A 15,941-nucleotide genomic window follows, 5' to 3' on the forward strand; every position below is an offset into this window, starting at 1 on the left:
GTCGAGACGTAGCGAAAACGGTGTTGTACACTGGTCCACAGATTCAGTGGATTTGTACAAGGTGAAAGCGTGGAAATTCTTTTTCAATATGGTCTGTTTTTGGCGAAGATCGTGACGGTTGTCGTCGCAATCATTGTAATCGCAGCACTTATTATCAATTTGTCACAGCGCAAGCGGCAACGTGGAGAGCTGCGGGTAACCAATCTCAGCGAACAACATAAAGAGATGCAGGAGGATTTAGCGGTGGCGCTGCTTGACGGCCCACAGCAAAAACTCTGGCATAAAGAACAAAAGAAAAAAGCCAAACTTGAGGCAAAGGCGGCAAAAGCAAAGGCCAAACAGGGCAACGCAACGCCTTCAGGCAAACCGCGCGTGTGGGTGATTGATTTTAAAGGCAGTATGGATGCACATGAAGTTGCCTCGCTGCGTGAAGAAGTCACTGCGGTGCTGACGGTCGCCACGCCGCAAGATGAAGTGGTGGTGCGTCTTGAAAGCCCTGGTGGCGTGGTGCACGGTTACGGCCTGGCGTCGTCTCAGCTACAACGCATCCGCGATAAGCAGATCCCGTTGACGGTGGCGGTCGATAAAGTGGCGGCCAGCGGCGGCTATATGATGGCCTGCGTGGCGAATAAAATCGTCGCTGCGCCGTTTGCCATTCTGGGCTCCATTGGCGTGGTCGCGCAAATTCCGAACCTGCATCGTTTTCTGAAAAATAAAGATATTGATATCGAGCTGCACACGGCGGGCCAGTACAAACGTACCCTGACGCTGCTGGGTGAAAACACGGAAGAGGGGCGGCAGAAATTCCGCGAAGATCTTAACGAAACCCATCATCTGTTTAAGGCTTTCGTTAAAGAGATGCGGCCAACGCTTGATATCGACGCGGTGGCGACCGGTGAGCACTGGTACGGCGTGCAGGCGCAGGAGAAAGGGCTGGTGGATGAAGTGGGTACCAGCGATGAACTGCTGCTGAACCTGATGAAAGATCGCGAAGTGATGAGCGTGAGTTATAAACAGCGCAAGAAAATGATGGACCGTTTCACCGGGAGTGCGGCAGAAAGTGCGGATCGTCTGCTGCTGCGCTGGTGGCAGCGGGGGCAAAAGCCGTTGATGTAAATCTCAGGACAGCCCGGTAGGCTCACTGCCGGGCTGTGAGATCGCCTGACTCAACGTGTGTTAGTCGACCAGGTGATATTTCTCGGAAAGCTGATGGGCAAGGTATTTAAACATGTTAAATACTGCCGTGCTTTTCGGCGTGGGCAGGCCTTGTTCATCCAGGAAATACTCGCCGCTGAATATCAACACGCCATTGCGCTGTTCTACGCCCGTGGCTTCGATGCCAGCTAAGGTATCTTCATGTTCACGGATGAGTCGGTTTGCTTCAATAAGCAGAGTTTGACGATCGATGGGTTGTGTATTACCAGACATTTTCTACTCCTCGAAAAACTTCCCCTAGTTTACGCCGGGCACGCGCTCGGGGCAAATACTCCCTTGAAACTTCAGGGCTATAGTTAAGGTTAAGCCTGTACCTGCCTTTCTGGCGCGTTTAACAAATGCGTGCTAATAAAGTTGCGTAACGAATTTTATCAGGTACAGTGTGACGCTTTCGGCAATCTGGCAACAGATTTGCTTGACATTCGACCGAAAATTCTTCGTGCTATAGCACCTGGCGGTAAAACGTCAGTGAACTCAACCGCCTGGCTTCAGGATGTGAAGTGGGTGGCTATAGGGTTGATATCCATTGAGACCGCTGCAACATACAAGGCTTGTCGCCAGTGGACAGGTGACTCAATGTGCGATGTATTCTGGAAGAATCAAATTAGGTAAAGGTGAATATGGGTAAAGCTCTCGTTATCGTTGAGTCCCCGGCAAAAGCCAAAACGATCAATAAGTATCTGGGTAATGACTACGTGGTTAAGTCCAGCGTCGGTCATATCCGCGATTTGCCGACAAGTGGCTCAGCCGCCAAAAAGAGCGCTGACTCTGCCTCCACCAAAACGGCCAAAAAGCCTAAAAAGGATGAACGTGGCGCGCTGGTTAACCGCATGGGCGTTGACCCATGGCATGACTGGAAAGCGCACTACGAAGTGCTCCCGGGTAAAGAAAAGGTAGTTTCAGAACTTAAGCAACTGGCGGAAAAAGCCGACCACATCTATCTCGCAACCGACCTTGACCGCGAAGGGGAAGCCATTGCATGGCACCTGCGGGAAGTGATTGGTGGAGATGATTCGCGCTATAGCCGCGTGGTGTTCAACGAAATTACAAAAAATGCGATTCGTCAGGCGTTTGAAAAGCCGGGTGAACTGAATATCGATCGTGTTAACGCGCAGCAGGCGCGTCGCTTTATGGACCGCGTTGTGGGCTATATGGTGTCGCCGTTACTGTGGAAAAAAATCGCCCGTGGTTTGTCTGCAGGCCGCGTGCAATCCGTTGCTGTGCGTCTGGTGGTTGAGCGCGAACGCGAAATTAAAGCCTTCGTACCGGAAGAGTTCTGGGACGTGGTTGCGAGTACCACTACGCCGGGTGGCGATGCGTTGCCGCTGGAAGTGACGCATCAGAAAGATAAAGCCTTCCGTCCGGTAAGCCGCGACGAGACAATGGCCGCCGTTAGCCTGCTGGAAAAAGCGAGCTACAGCGTCCTAGAGCGTGAAGATAAACCGACCAGCAGCAAGCCTGGCGCGCCGTTTATCACTTCCACGTTGCAGCAAGCCGCCAGCACCCGTCTGGGCTTTGGCGTGAAAAAAACCATGATGATGGCGCAGCGTCTGTATGAAGCGGGCCACATTACTTATATGCGTACCGACTCTACCAACCTGAGCCAGGACGCAGTAAGCATGGTGCGTGGTTATATCGGCGATAACTTTGGCGATAAATATCTGCCGAAGAACCCGAACCAGTACGCCAGCAAAGAGAATTCTCAGGAAGCGCACGAAGCGATTCGCCCTTCCGATGTTTCGGTGGTTGCTGAATCGCTGAAAGATATGGAAGCCGATGCGCAAAAACTGTATCAGCTGATCTGGCGTCAGTTTGTTGCCTGTCAGATGACACCGGCGCAGTACGACTCCACGACGCTGACGGTGCAGGCGGGTGATTTCAAACTCAAGGCGCGCGGTCGTACCCTGCGTTTTGATGGTTGGACAAAGGTGATGCCTGCGCTACGCAAAGGCGATGAAGACCGCACGTTGCCAATGGTGAATCAGGGAGACAAACTCTCTCTGGTTGAACTGACACCGGCTCAGCACTTCACCAAACCGCCGGCGCGCTTTAGCGAAGCCTCACTGGTTAAAGAGCTGGAAAAACGCGGTATTGGCCGTCCGTCCACCTATGCGTCGATCATTTCGACCATTCAGGATCGCGGCTATGTGCGCACCGAAAACCGTCGTTTTTACGCAGAAAAAATGGGTGAGATCGTCACCGATCGTCTGGAAGCGAACTTCCGCGAACTGATGAACTACGATTTTACCGCCCAGATGGAAGACCATCTCGACCGCGTGGCAAACCACGAAGCCGAGTGGAAGCAGGTGCTGGATCTCTTCTTCGGTGATTTCACCAAACAGCTCGAAACGGCTGAGAAACCGCCTGAAGAGGGCGGCATGCAGCCGAACGAGATGGTGTTGACCAGTATCGATTGTCCGACCTGTGGTCGCAAGATGGGCATTCGTACCGCCAGTACGGGGGTATTCCTGGGCTGCTCCGGTTATGCGCTGTCGCCGAAAGAGCGATGCAAAACCACCATCAACCTGGTGCCGGAAAACGAAGTGCTGAACGTGCTGGAAGGCGATGACGCTGAAACCAACGCACTGCGCGCGAAACGTCGTTGCCAGAAGTGTGGCACGGCAATGGACAGCTATCTCATCGATCCGAAACGCAAGCTGCACGTTTGCGGTAATAACCCGACCTGTGACGGTTACGAGATCGAAGAGGGTGAATTCCGCATTAAGGGTTATGATGGCCCGATCGTTGAGTGTGAGAAATGTGGTTCTGAAATGCACCTGAAAATGGGGCGTTTTGGTAAGTACATGGCCTGCACTAACGAAGAGTGTAAGAACACCCGTAAGATCCTGCGCAACGGTGAAGTCGCACCGCCGAAAGAAGATCCGGTTCCGTTGCCGGAGTTGCCGTGCGAGAAATCGGACGCCTACTTCGTACTGCGTGACGGTGCTGCCGGGGTCTTCCTGGCGGCGAACACCTTCCCGAAATCGCGTGAAACCCGCGCGCCGTTGGTCGAAGAGCTGTTCCGATTCCGCGATCGTCTGCCGGAAAAACTGCGTTATCTGGCCGATGCGCCGCAGGAAGATCCGCAAGGTAACAAGACGATGGTGCGCTTCAGTCGTAAGACGAAGCAGCAGTATGTTTCTTCTGAGAAAGATGGCAAAGCGACCGGTTGGTCTGCCTTCTTTGTCGACGGTAAATGGGTCGAAGCGAAGAAATAATTGTCACCTGACAAACCACACAAAGGGCCGATCATCGGCCCTTTTTTATAACCGCGTTATTATTTTTTGTTCCCATCTATACACACTTGCTATAAATGATATAGTGGTTATAGCAAACACTTTTTTTATTATTAAATCGTATTAATAGCGTATCACTACGCAACCGGATACCGCGCCATGAAACTACAGCAGCTCCGCTATATCGTTGAAGTTGTTAACCATAACCTCAACGTCTCCTCTACCGCTGAAGGCTTGTACACCTCACAGCCGGGCATCAGTAAGCAGGTCAGAATGCTGGAAGATGAGCTGGGTATCCAGATTTTTGCGCGCAGTGGTAAGCACCTGACGCAGGTTACGCCAGCCGGGCAGGAAATCATTCGCATTGCCCGTGAAGTGCTTTCGAAAGTGGATGCCATCAAATCTGTGGCGGGCGAACACACCTGGCCGGACAAAGGCTCGTTGTACGTCGCCACAACGCATACCCAGGCGCGCTACGCGCTTCCCGGCGTGATTAAGGGCTTTATCGAGCGTTATCCGCGCGTTTCTCTGCACATGCATCAGGGCTCGCCAACGCAGATTGCCGAAGCGGTTTCGAAGGGGAATGCAGATTTTGCCATCGCCACGGAAGCGCTGCACCTGTATGACGATCTGGTTATGCTGCCGTGTTACCACTGGAACCGTTCTATTGTGGTGACGCCGGAGCATCCGCTGGCGTCGAAAACGTCGGTCACAATCGAAGAACTGGCCCAGTATCCACTGGTAACCTACACCTTTGGTTTTACCGGGCGTTCAGAGCTCGATACCGCGTTTAACCGCGCCGGGCTGACGCCGCGCATTGTTTTCACCGCCACGGATGCCGACGTTATCAAAACCTATGTTCGCCTCGGGTTGGGGGTAGGGGTTATCGCCAGCATGGCGGTTGATCCGGTTTCCGATCCTGATCTGGTTAAACTGGATGCTGACGGTATTTTCAGCCACAGCACCACTAAAATCGGCTTCCGCCGCAGTACTTTCCTGCGCAGCTACATGTATGATTTTATTCAACGCTTTGCGCCGCATTTAACGCGCGACGTTGTTGATACCGCGGTAGCGTTGCGCTCCAATGAAGACATCGAGGCGATGTTCAAAGATATTAAATTGCCAGAGAAGTAATCTTCTGAATTTCCGAACGGTATCTCCTGTCGGGAGATACCGTTTGAATCGTAATAATACCTCTCCTCATTCTCATCCTCTAAATCATTCTGCTCTCGATATGTCCTTATATTTTTCATTAGTTTGGCTAATGTATTGCCAGTGAGGGCATAAAAGTAGAAACGATTTCCCCTTAAGGCAAATTTTACAGTTCAATTATTTATTTTTGGTCAAAAGATTAAATAAATGCGTCCGCCTGGCTGGCGAAAGCACTGGATTTTTGACTAGATTTTATTTAGGATTTGTCTCAGTGATGATTAATCGTACCGATTGTTTGGTGCCAAAATGATAAGTAATATCGATTGTAAGAGGTTGTCGATGCCGTCAGGAACCAAAGGTCCACAGCGCGATCCGCACGTGAAGCGTAAAGCCTGGGCGTCGGTGTTTCTGGGGTCTGCGCTGTTTTGGGTGGTTGTAGCACTGCTTGTCTGGAAGTACTGGGGCTGATGATGTTTATCTCCAGTCGTCCCCGGCCAACACAGCCCAAGCCGCAGCCGGAGAAACAGGATAAGGTCAAAATTCCTGAATCATGGGAATTGACCCCCGAACAACGTGAATTTATTGAGTCGTTTAATCCTGGTGAGCGCAAAAAAAAATAATAGCAGGGTGGCTCGCCCAACATACCTTCCGCATTCGCACTGACTTTTAAATACACCACAGCAACGGTCTGTCGACACAATGTCGGCTGAATGCACTCATGCATAAAAAGGTGTAAGCAAAATGAATACGCATCACAATTTGAAATACTGGTCATGGATGGGCGCGCTGTCGGCTTCACTTCTGTTTTGGGGGCAGATTATCTGGCTGCTGTGCCGGTAAATTTGCGGCGCAATAATCTCCGTCTTCCTTCCTTCTCACGCCTGACCTCTGCGCCGGGCGTTTTAATTTCACAGAATAGTCTCAACAATTTTATCAATTAGAGTTGTTATCAAAACGTTACGACATCTTTGTGTTATCTTTAATGCGTACCCTGAGGAGTGTCAGGGGATTGCAAGTCCCGTTACACATAAAGGAGGAGCTATGTCGTCAACACTACGAGAAGCCAGTAAGGACGCGCTGCACACGCAAGATAAAACCTATCACTACTACAGCTTACCGCTGGCAGCCAACACGCTGGGTGACATTTCCCGTCTACCCAAATCCCTCAAAGTCCTGCTGGAAAACCTGTTGCGCTGGCAGGATGGGGATTCTGTTACGGAAGAGGATATTAAAGCCCTGGCCGGGTGGGTGAAAACTGCCCATGTTGACCGGGAGATTGCCTACCGCCCGGCGAGGGTCTTGATGCAGGATTTCACCGGCGTACCGGCGGTCGTGGATTTGGCTGCCATGCGCGAAGCGGTGAAGCGTCTGGGCGGCGACACCGCGAAGGTTAATCCGCTTTCGCCGGTCGACCTGGTCATTGACCACTCGGTTACCGTGGATCATTTCGGCGACGATGATGCTTTCGCAGAAAACGTGCGCCTGGAGATGGAGCGCAACCATGAACGCTATGTGTTCCTGCGCTGGGGCCAGCAGGCGTTCAGCCGATTTAGCGTTGTGCCGCCGGGTACAGGGATCTGCCATCAGGTTAACCTTGAGTATCTGGGTAAAGCGGTCTGGAGCGAATTACAAAACGATGAATGGGTTGCTTACCCGGACACGCTGGTCGGCACCGATTCACACACCACGATGATCAATGGCCTTGGCGTGCTGGGCTGGGGCGTCGGGGGAATTGAAGCAGAAGCCGCGATGCTCGGCCAACCGGTTTCTATGTTGATTCCGGATGTGGTGGGCTTCAAGCTAACCGGCAAACTCAGTGAAGGTATTACCGCCACCGACCTGGTGCTGACCGTCACCCAAATGCTGCGTAAACACGGCGTGGTGGGGAAATTTGTTGAATTCTATGGCGATGGTCTGGACTCTTTGCCGCTGGCGGACCGCGCCACTATCGCTAACATGTCGCCGGAATATGGCGCAACCTGCGGCTTCTTCCCGATTGATGGCGTTACGCTCGATTACATGCGCCTGAGCGGACGCAGCGACGAGCAGGTCGCACTGGTTGAAGCCTATGCTAAAGCGCAGGGTATGTGGCGTAACACCGGTGATGAGCCGATTTTCACCAGCAGTCTCGAACTGGACATGGGCACGGTCGAAGCGAGTCTTGCCGGACCGAAACGCCCGCAGGATCGCGTCGCTTTGGGCGATGTACCTAAAGCCTTTGCCGCCGCGACAGAGCTGGAAGTGAACACCGCGCAGAAAGATAAGCAGCCGGTAGAATACACGCTTAAAGGTGAAACCGTACCGCTACCGGACGGCGCGGTGGTGATTGCCGCCATTACCTCCTGTACCAATACGTCCAACCCGAGCGTTCTGATGGCAGCGGGCCTGCTGGCGAAAAAAGCCGCTGAGCTGGGCCTGAAGCCGAAACCGTGGGTGAAAGCCTCGCTGGCGCCGGGGTCGAAGGTGGTTTCTGATTATCTCGCCCACGCACGTCTCACGCCATACCTGGATAAACTTGGCTTTAACCTTGTGGGCTATGGCTGTACCACCTGTATCGGTAACTCCGGTCCACTGCCAGAGCCCATCGAAACGGCGATTAAGAAGGGCGACCTGACCGTTGGGGCCGTGCTTTCCGGTAACCGTAACTTCGAAGGGCGTATCCATCCGCTGGTGAAAACCAACTGGCTGGCCTCACCGCCGCTGGTGGTTGCCTATGCGCTGGCCGGAAACATGAACGTCAACCTGGCAAGCGACCCGCTCGGTCACGATCAAAAAGGCGACCCGGTTTACCTGAAAGATATCTGGCCGAGCAGCCAGGAGATCGCCAAAGCCGTGCAGCAGGTTTCCACCGAGATGTTCCGCAAAGAGTATGCGGAAGTCTTCGAAGGCACACCGGAATGGAAAGCCATCACCGTCGCGGAATCGGATACCTACAACTGGCAGGATGACTCTACCTATATTCGCCTGTCGCCGTTCTTTGACGATATGGAAGCCCAGCCGAAGCCGGTAGAGGATATCCATGGGGCGCGTATTCTGGCGATGCTGGGTGATTCCGTCACCACCGACCATATTTCACCAGCAGGCAGCATTAAACCGGACAGCCCGGCGGGCCGCTTCCTGCAGGCGCGCGGGGTGGAACGTCGCGACTTCAACTCGTATGGTTCCCGTCGCGGTAACCACGAAGTGATGATGCGCGGTACCTTTGCCAACATTCGCATCCGCAACGAAATGGTGCCAGGGGTAGAAGGGGGGATGACGCGATTGTTGCCGGGTTCAGAAGTAATGTCGATTTATGACGCGGCGATGGCGTATCAGAAGCAGGGCACCCCCCTGGCGGTGATTGCCGGGAAAGAGTATGGCTCCGGTTCCAGCCGCGACTGGGCGGCGAAGGGGCCGCGTCTGCTGGGCGTGCGGGTGGTGATTGCGGAATCTTTTGAGCGTATTCACCGTTCCAACCTGATCGGTATGGGGATTCTGCCACTGGAATTCCCGCAGGGTGAAACGCGGCAGTCGCTGGCGTTGACCGGGGAAGAGCAGCTGGATATTCCTGATTTACAGCAGCTTAAACCGGGTGCCACGATACCGGTTACCGTGACGCGCGCCGACGGTACTACGGAAACGCTGGCTTGCCGTTGCCGTATCGATACGCAGACAGAACTGACGTACTACCAAAACGATGGCATCCTGCATTACGTGATTCGTAATATGCTGGATTGATTCTGTTTAATGCCAGGCCCGACTCGCGAAAGCAGTCGGGTTTTTTTATACATATTGCTAATATTATTAGCAATTACGTTAAAATAAATAATGGATTTATTAGTTTTATTAGCGTGTATTTTATACTGGTTATGTGATGGAGGGTGTTTATTTAAATCATTCATGGTAATTATATCTAAATCCAGATGCCACAAGGCTTTGATAGCGATCACATGTTGAAAGTATTGAATTATTTCTACTGTGATATTGATCGCGATGTCGTTATGAGTTTTACGGGATGATACGGCATTATTTATTTACCCCGAGGCTGTCATGAATGAAAATAAGTGGTTAGGGTTGGCATGGATCTCGCCCTATATTATTGGATTGTTAGTGTTTACCGCCTTTCCCTTTGTCTCTTCTTTTCTGTTGAGTTTTACCCAATATGATTTGATGAGCCCGCCTGAGTTTAACGGCATTGAAAACTACCGTTACATGGTCTCAGAGGATCCGCTGTTCTGGAAATCCCTTGCGGTCACGTTTGTGTACGTATTCGTTACTATCCCGTTGAAGCTGATGTTTTCGCTGTTCATCGCCTTCGTGCTGAATTTCAAACTGCGCGGTATCGGTTTTTTCCGCACGGCGTACTACATTCCCTCCATTCTCGGTAGCTCTGTCGCCATTGCGGTACTGTGGCGCGCGCTGTTTGCTATCGACGGCCTGTTGAATAGCTTTACCGGCGTATTCGGTCTGGATCCCATCAACTGGCTGGGTGAGCCGCCGCTGGCGCTGTTTTCCGTAACGCTGCTCAGTGTATGGCAGTTTGGTTCCTCAATGGTTATCTTCCTGGCCGCACTGCAAAACGTGCCGCAGTCGCAGTACGAAGCGGCGATGATCGATGGCGCCACCAAGTGGCAAATGTTCCTGAAAATTACCGTACCGCTGATTACGCCGGTCATTTTCTTCAACTTCATTATGCAAACCAGCGGCGCATTCCAGGAGTTTACTGCGCCGTTTGTTATCACCGGCGGCGGCCCAACCTACTATACCTACCTGTTCTCACTCTACATCTACGATACCGCCTTCAAGTATTTCGACATGGGATACGGTGCTGCGCTGGCATGGGTGCTGTTCCTGGTGGTGGCCATCTTCGCGTTATTGGCCTTTAAGTCATCGAAATATTGGGTCTTCTACTCAGCCGACAAGGGAGGTAAAAATGAGTGATCAACATATCATGACGGCAACCGCAACGGATGCGGCAAACGAGGTGGCCCGCACGCTGCGTCGCGAAAAAATCAGCCGTAATATTCGCTATGTGATTTTACTGCTGGTTGGTTTGTTGATGCTCTATCCGCTGGCGTGGATGTTCTCCGCCGCGTTCAAGCCGAATAGCGAGATATTCACCACCCTGAATCTCTGGCCGACCCACGCTACCTGGGACGGGTTTATCAACGGCTGGAAAACCGGCACGGAATATCACTTCGGCCACTACATGCTCAATACATTTAAGTATGTGATCCCAAAAGTGATTCTGACTATTATCTCCTCCACCATTGTGGCTTACGGTTTTGCCCGCTTTGAAATCCCGTGGAAGAAATTCTGGTTTGCCACGCTTATCGCCACCATGCTGCTGCCGAGTACCGTGTTGCTGATCCCGCAATATCTGATGTTCCGCGAAATGGGTATGCTGAACAGCTATCTGCCGCTTTACCTGCCAACAGCGTTTGCCACGCAAGGGTTCTTCGTCTTTATGCTGGTGCAGTTCTTGCGCGGCGTGCCGCGCGACATGGAAGAGGCCGCGCAAATCGATGGCTGTAACTCCTGGCAAGTGCTGTGGTATGTACTGGTGCCGATTCTTAAACCGGCGATTATCTCTGTTGCGCTGTTCCAGTTTATGTGGTCGATGAACGACTTTATCGGCCCGCTGATTTACGTCTACAGCGTGGATAAATATCCGATTGCGCTGGCGCTGAAAATGTCTATCGACGTCACGGAGGGGGCGCCGTGGAACGAAATTCTGGCAATGGCGAGCATCTCCATTCTGCCATCTATCATTGTGTTCTTCCTGGCGCAGCGTTACTTCGTCCAGGGCGTATCCAGCAGCGGAATTAAAGGCTAAGAGGGAATATCATGGCTGAAGTGATTTTTAATAAACTGGAAAAGGTGTACTCCAACGGCTTCAAAGCGGTACATGGTATCGACCTGAACATTGCCGATGGCGAATTTATGGTGATTGTTGGCCCCTCCGGCTGTGCGAAATCCACGACCCTGCGTATGCTCGCCGGGCTGGAAACCATCAGCGGCGGTGAAATTCGAATCGGCGAAAAAGTGGTGAACAACCTGCCGCCAAAAGCGCGCGGCATTGCGATGGTGTTCCAGAACTACGCGCTTTATCCGCACATGACCGTGCGGGAAAATCTGGCATTTGGTTTGAAACTGAGCAAACTGCCGAAAGAACAAATCAATCAACAGGTTGAAGACGCTGCCAAACTTCTGGAACTGGAAGAACTGCTGGATCGCTTACCGCGTCAGCTTTCCGGTGGTCAGGCTCAGCGCGTGGCGGTAGGGCGCGCAATCGTCAAAAAGCCGGATGTATTTTTATTTGATGAGCCGCTCTCGAACCTTGATGCCAAGCTGCGCGCATCCATGCGTATTCGTATTTCGGATCTGCATAAGCAGCTCAAGAAATCGGGCAAGCCGGCGACCACCGTATACGTGACCCACGATCAAACCGAAGCGATGACCATGGGCGACCGTATTTGCGTGATGAAGTTGGGCCACATCATGCAGGTCGATACGCCAGATAACCTGTACCATAAACCGAAAAACATGTTTGTCGCGGGCTTTATTGGCGCGCCTGAAATGAACATTAAACCGGCAAAAATTGTACGTCGCGATGACGGCCTCCATATCACCGTCGGCGAAGATTTACTGGCCCTGAACGCGAGTCAGCAGGATAAAGTGGCGCACTACGTTGATAAAGACGTGCACTTTGGTATTCGCCCTGAATATGTTGATGTTTCCACGACGTCGTTCGGCGCGAGCTGCGGGCGAGGGAAGTTAATCCGTATAGAAAACATGGGGCATGAATATTTTCTGTATTTACAGGTCGGTGATGTTGAATTGACGGCGCGGATCTCATCCGATCAGGCGAAACCGATTATCGACAATGGATTACAGCAGCAGGTGTGGTTCCGTTTTGAGATGGACAAATGCCACATTTTTGACGGGGAAACGCAGGAAAATATTTCGCTGTAAAAAAGCCCGCCAGGTTCGCTGGCGGGCTTTATGTTTACTCTTCTTTCAACAGGTGGCCCATCTTGGCCGCCTTGGTATCGAGATAGTAGGCGTTTTTCGGGTTGCGTCCCACAATCAGCGGGACGCGCTCTACGATGTTGATACCCGCTTCGGTCAGGATCTCAACCTTTTTCGGGTTATTGGTCAGCAGACGCACCTCGTCCACGCCCAGCAGCTTGAACATATCAGCACACAAGGTGAAGTCGCGCTCATCGGCGGCAAAGCCGAGCTGGTGGTTGGCTTCAACGGTATCGTAGCCCTGATCCTGCAACGCATAGGCGCGAATTTTATTCAACAGGCCGATATTACGACCTTCCTGACGATGATAAAGCAGAATGCCACGGCCTTCTTCCGCGATGTGCGTGAGGGCCGCTTCAAGCTGGAAACCGCAATCACAGCGCAGGCTAAAGAGCGCATCGCCCGTCAGACATTCGGAGTGAACGCGTGCCAGTACCGGGGTTTGCCCGGAAATGTCACCAAAAACCAGGGCGACGTGATCCTGCCCGGTTGCCAGTTCTTCAAAGCCCACCATCAGGAAATCGCCCCAGGGGGTTGGCAGTTTGGCTTCTGCCACACGTTTAAGCTGCATGTGATTCTCCAGATTATGTCAGCGCGATTAGCGCTTTCTGTTTTTTGTATTTTGCCACAACGTGCTTTGGTTCACCTAATAGTGCGCAAGTGACTGCTGTTAAAGCGCACAATTTTGACAGTTTCGCCCTTATGTTATTATTCGGTTATTATTGAGGATTCAGAGACAAAGGAGCCGTTATGCTAACAATTGCCAGACGAACTGCCGTGGGGGCCGCCGCATTGTTAGCGATGCCGCTCGCAGTCTGGATCTCCGGCTGGACCTGGCAGCCTGGACATTCAGAAATGTGGCTGAAAGCGCTGTATTGGGTCACGGAAACGGTCACTCAACCGTGGGGAATCATTACCCACGTGGTGCTATTTGGCTGGTTTTTATGGTGTCTGCGCTTTCGTCTGCGCCCGGCTATCATGCTCTTTGCGATTCTTGCCGGGGCGATAATGATCGGGCAGGGGGCAAAATCCTGGGTAAAAAGTGTGGCTCAGGAACCGCGGCCTTTTGTTATCTGGCTGGAAAAAACGCACCATATTCCCGTTGATGAGTTCTACACTTTAAAACGTAAGGATCGCGGCGTGCTGGTCAAAGAACAGCTTGCACAACAACAGGATATCCCTTCGTTCTTGCGTAAGCACTGGCAAAAAGAGACTGGGTTTGCGTTTCCGTCCGGGCATACCATGTTTGCGGCCAGTTGGGCGCTGCTGGCGGTTGGCTTGCTGTGGCCCCGTCGACGCACGTTCACCATCGCGATTTTGCTGGTATGGGCAACGGCGGTTATGGGCAGTCGCCTGCTGTTAGGCATGCACTGGCCACGCGATTTAGTGGCGGCAACGTTGATGTCCTGGCTGCTGGTTACCGTGGCGACCTGGCTTGCACAAAAGATATGCGGCCCACTGTCACCACCGGGTGAAGAAGCGCAGGAAATCAGGAAACGCGAGCAGGAAAAGTGAGTGAGGGTTGATTTTCCCCCCTTTAACCCTCAAATCCTGAACTGGCCGCGTGCTTTTCCATTTCGTCTACGCGGCGAAAATGGTACTTTATAAGGCTTGATGCGATAGATCGAACGGGATTTATCAGCTGAAACCACATAACGGGAAGTCGTGTGAAATATTTTCTCATTTTCTTATTGGTGTTAGCGGTCTTTGTCATTTCAGTGACGCTGGGCGCACAGAACGATCAGCTCGTGACCTTTAACTATTTACTGGCGCAGGGCGAGTTCAGAATCTCAACATTACTGGCGGTATTGTTTGCCGTAGGTTTTGCGATTGGCTGGTTGGTTTGTGGCCTGTTCTGGCTGCGTGTGCGTGTTTCTCTGCTGCGTGCAGAGCGTAAAATTAAACGTCTGGAAAATCAGATTGCGCCTGAGAGTGTGCCGTCCGTAAACCCGACCGTGCCAGTAACGAAGGAATAACGATTTATGCTGGAGTTGTTGTTTCTGCTCTTACCCGTTGCGGCAGCCTATGGTTGGTATATGGGGCGCAGAAGTGCACAACAGTCCAAACAGGACGAAGCAAGCCGTTTGTCACGTGATTATGTGGCAGGGGTTAACTTTCTCTTAAGTAACCAGCAAGACAAAGCGGTTGACCTGTTCCTCGACATGTTAAAAGAGGATACCGGCACCGTGGAAGCCCACCTTACGCTGGGCAACCTGTTCCGTTCACGCGGCGAGGTTGACCGCGCCATCCGTATTCACCAAACCTTAATGGAAAGCGCCTCGCTGACCTACGATCAGCGTCTGCTGGCGGTACAACAACTGGGGCGTGACTACATGGCCGCCGGGCTCTATGACCGCGCAGAGGACATGTTCAGTCAACTGGTGGATGAAACAGATTTTCGTATCAGCGCGCTGCAACAGCTGTTACAAATCGCGCAACTGACCAGCGACTGGCAAAAGGCTATCGACGTGGCCGAACGCCTGGTGAAACTCGGTAAAGAGAAGCATCGCGGCGAAATCGCCCATTTCTGGTGCGAACTGGCCCTGCAACAGATGGGCAACGATGATATGGATAAAGCAATGACGCTGCTGAAGAAGGGCGCGTCTGCCGATCCATCCAGCGCGCGCGTCTCTATCATGATGGGCCGCGTCTGGATGGCGAAGGGCGATTACGCGAAAGCGCGTGAAAGCCTGCTGCGCGTCATCGATCAGGACAAAGAACTGGTCAGCGAAACACTGGAAATGCTGCAAACCTGCTATCAACAACTGGGTAAAATCGATGAGTGGGAATCTTTCCTGCAACGCTGCGTAGAGGAAAATACCGGTGCTGCGGCAGAACTGATGCTGGCGCAGGTGCTCGATCAGCGTGAGGGCGGTGAGGTCGCGCAAACCTACGTGACACGACAGTTACAGCGGCATCCTACGATGCGCGTCTTCCATAAATTGATGGATTATCACCTCAATGAAGCAGAAGAAGGGCGCGCGAAAGAGAGCCTGATGGTGCTGCGAGACATGGTTGGCGAGCAGATCCGCAGTAAACCGCGCTATCGCTGCCAGAAGTGTGGCTTTACTGCCTATACGCTTTACTGGCACTGTCCATCTTGCCGCGCGTGGTCCACCGTTAAGCCGATTCGCGGCCTCGACGGGCAGTAATATTTAAAAAAACACTCGCTTTAGTTACAACATACTTTTCATTTTTTACCCCTCGCACATTCAGCATCGAGCGTGTCAGGCTCAGCAGGGCGAATCGCGCCTGTCAATTTGCCCCACTCGCAGGTAGAATGCTCGCCGTTTACCTTTTCTGCGCCTGAATAGCCGGGCGCCCATC

General features: G+C 52.4%; 15 protein-coding genes. 13 read left to right on the top strand and 2 right to left on the bottom strand.

Translation table 11 applies throughout. From position 1 onward, the window contains the following. The first annotated feature begins 69 nt into the window (after window positions 1-69). Complete coding sequence (gene sohB, locus F0Q32_RS20775; protein ID WP_015964651.1) at window positions 70-1,116, top strand: protease SohB; 1,047 nt, start codon at window positions 70-72, stop codon at window positions 1,114-1,116. 60 nt (window positions 1,117-1,176) lie between these two features. On the opposite strand, the gene F0Q32_RS20780 is transcribed toward sohB, so the two are convergent. After that, window positions 1,177-1,428, bottom strand: coding sequence for a YciN family protein (locus F0Q32_RS20780; RefSeq protein WP_015964650.1), 252 nt, complete (start codon window positions 1,426-1,428; stop codon window positions 1,177-1,179). A 407-nt stretch (window positions 1,429-1,835) separates the two neighbouring features. Between F0Q32_RS20780 and topA the strand changes: the two genes are divergently transcribed. From topA to F0Q32_RS20815, 9 genes are all read left to right on the top strand, one after another. Continuing rightward, entirely contained in the window at window positions 1,836-4,433 is a 2,598-nt protein-coding gene (gene topA, locus F0Q32_RS20785; RefSeq protein ID WP_149464605.1) for a type I DNA topoisomerase, read from the top strand. Between the two features lie 177 nt (window positions 4,434-4,610). Beyond that, window positions 4,611-5,585, top strand: a complete 975-nt coding sequence (cysB, locus tag F0Q32_RS20790; protein ID WP_015964648.1) for an HTH-type transcriptional regulator CysB — start codon at window positions 4,611-4,613, stop codon at window positions 5,583-5,585. Window positions 5,586-5,909: 324 nt separating this feature from the next. Beyond that, window positions 5,910-6,071, top strand: coding sequence for a YmiA family putative membrane protein (locus F0Q32_RS20795; RefSeq protein ID WP_083867130.1), 162 nt, complete (start codon window positions 5,910-5,912; stop codon window positions 6,069-6,071). Continuing rightward, window positions 6,071-6,223: a hypothetical protein gene (locus F0Q32_RS26225; protein ID WP_188016897.1), complete on the top strand. Its 153-nt coding sequence runs from the start codon at window positions 6,071-6,073 to the stop codon at window positions 6,221-6,223. Before F0Q32_RS20795 ends, F0Q32_RS26225 begins: the two co-directional genes overlap by 1 nt. Before the next feature lie 121 nt (window positions 6,224-6,344). Further along, complete coding sequence (gene ymiC, locus F0Q32_RS26590; RefSeq protein WP_229837649.1) at window positions 6,345-6,443, top strand: small membrane protein YmiC; 99 nt, start codon at window positions 6,345-6,347, stop codon at window positions 6,441-6,443. A 201-nt stretch (window positions 6,444-6,644) separates the two neighbouring features. Continuing rightward, on the top strand, window positions 6,645-9,320 hold the full coding sequence (gene acnA / locus F0Q32_RS20800) for an aconitate hydratase AcnA (protein WP_149464606.1): 2,676 nt from the start codon (window positions 6,645-6,647) through the stop codon (window positions 9,318-9,320). A 312-nt stretch (window positions 9,321-9,632) separates the two neighbouring features. Then, window positions 9,633-10,523 carry a carbohydrate ABC transporter permease gene (locus tag F0Q32_RS20805; protein ID WP_149464607.1) on the top strand — a complete coding sequence of 297 codons (891 nt, stop codon included), beginning with the start codon at window positions 9,633-9,635 and terminating at the stop codon, window positions 10,521-10,523. Further along, window positions 10,516-11,418, top strand: a complete 903-nt coding sequence (locus F0Q32_RS20810; RefSeq protein ID WP_149464608.1) for a carbohydrate ABC transporter permease — start codon at window positions 10,516-10,518, stop codon at window positions 11,416-11,418. The genes F0Q32_RS20805 and F0Q32_RS20810 overlap by 8 nt, the downstream gene beginning before the upstream one ends. Window positions 11,419-11,429: 11 nt before the next feature. Continuing rightward, on the top strand, window positions 11,430-12,557 hold the full coding sequence (locus F0Q32_RS20815) for an ABC transporter ATP-binding protein (protein WP_149464609.1): 1,128 nt from the start codon (window positions 11,430-11,432) through the stop codon (window positions 12,555-12,557). Between the two features lie 34 nt (window positions 12,558-12,591). Here the strand turns inward: F0Q32_RS20815 and ribA are convergent, their stop codons facing one another. Beyond that, a complete protein-coding gene (gene ribA / locus F0Q32_RS20820) occupies window positions 12,592-13,185 on the bottom strand; it encodes a GTP cyclohydrolase II (RefSeq protein WP_015964640.1) in 594 nt (197 codons plus the stop codon). 179 nt (window positions 13,186-13,364) lie between these two features. Here ribA and pgpB point away from each other — a divergent pair, with 179 nt between their 5' ends. From pgpB to lapB, 3 genes are all read left to right on the top strand, one after another. Beyond that, window positions 13,365-14,129: a phosphatidylglycerophosphatase B gene (gene pgpB, locus F0Q32_RS20825; protein WP_149464610.1), complete on the top strand. Its 765-nt coding sequence runs from the start codon at window positions 13,365-13,367 to the stop codon at window positions 14,127-14,129. A 152-nt stretch (window positions 14,130-14,281) separates the two neighbouring features. Next, window positions 14,282-14,590, top strand: a complete 309-nt coding sequence (locus tag F0Q32_RS20830) for a LapA family protein (protein WP_015964638.1) — start codon at window positions 14,282-14,284, stop codon at window positions 14,588-14,590. A gap of 6 nt (window positions 14,591-14,596) precedes the next feature. Next, entirely contained in the window at window positions 14,597-15,766 is a 1,170-nt protein-coding gene (gene lapB / locus F0Q32_RS20835; protein ID WP_149464611.1) for a lipopolysaccharide assembly protein LapB, read from the top strand. Window positions 15,767-15,941: the final 175 nt, after the last annotated feature.

The organism is Pseudocitrobacter sp. 73 (genome assembly GCF_008369545.1).
Lineage (GTDB): Bacteria > Pseudomonadota > Gammaproteobacteria > Enterobacterales > Enterobacteriaceae > Pseudocitrobacter > Pseudocitrobacter vendiensis.

Bases quoted from the DNA above. Each gene is read 5' to 3' on its own strand.
- F0Q32_RS20780 (WP_015964650.1), bottom strand. From the start codon at position 1,428: ATGTCTGGTAATACACAACCCATCGATCGTCAAACTCTGCTTATTGAA.
- topA (WP_149464605.1), top strand. From the start codon at position 1,836: ATGGGTAAAGCTCTCGTTATCGTTGAGTCCCCGGCAAAAGCCAAAACG.
- cysB (WP_015964648.1), top strand. From the start codon at position 4,611: ATGAAACTACAGCAGCTCCGCTATATCGTTGAAGTTGTTAACCATAAC.
- F0Q32_RS20795 (WP_083867130.1), top strand. From the start codon at position 5,910: ATGATAAGTAATATCGATTGTAAGAGGTTGTCGATGCCGTCAGGAACC.
- F0Q32_RS26225 (WP_188016897.1), top strand. From the start codon at position 6,071: ATGATGTTTATCTCCAGTCGTCCCCGGCCAACACAGCCCAAGCCGCAG.
- ymiC (WP_229837649.1), top strand. From the start codon at position 6,345: ATGAATACGCATCACAATTTGAAATACTGGTCATGGATGGGCGCGCTG.
- acnA (WP_149464606.1), top strand. From the start codon at position 6,645: ATGTCGTCAACACTACGAGAAGCCAGTAAGGACGCGCTGCACACGCAA.
- F0Q32_RS20805 (WP_149464607.1), top strand. From the start codon at position 9,633: ATGAATGAAAATAAGTGGTTAGGGTTGGCATGGATCTCGCCCTATATT.
- F0Q32_RS20810 (WP_149464608.1), top strand. From the start codon at position 10,516: ATGAGTGATCAACATATCATGACGGCAACCGCAACGGATGCGGCAAAC.
- F0Q32_RS20815 (WP_149464609.1), top strand. From the start codon at position 11,430: ATGGCTGAAGTGATTTTTAATAAACTGGAAAAGGTGTACTCCAACGGC.
- ribA (WP_015964640.1), bottom strand. From the start codon at position 13,185: ATGCAGCTTAAACGTGTGGCAGAAGCCAAACTGCCAACCCCCTGGGGC.
- pgpB (WP_149464610.1), top strand. From the start codon at position 13,365: ATGCTAACAATTGCCAGACGAACTGCCGTGGGGGCCGCCGCATTGTTA.
- lapB (WP_149464611.1), top strand. From the start codon at position 14,597: ATGCTGGAGTTGTTGTTTCTGCTCTTACCCGTTGCGGCAGCCTATGGT.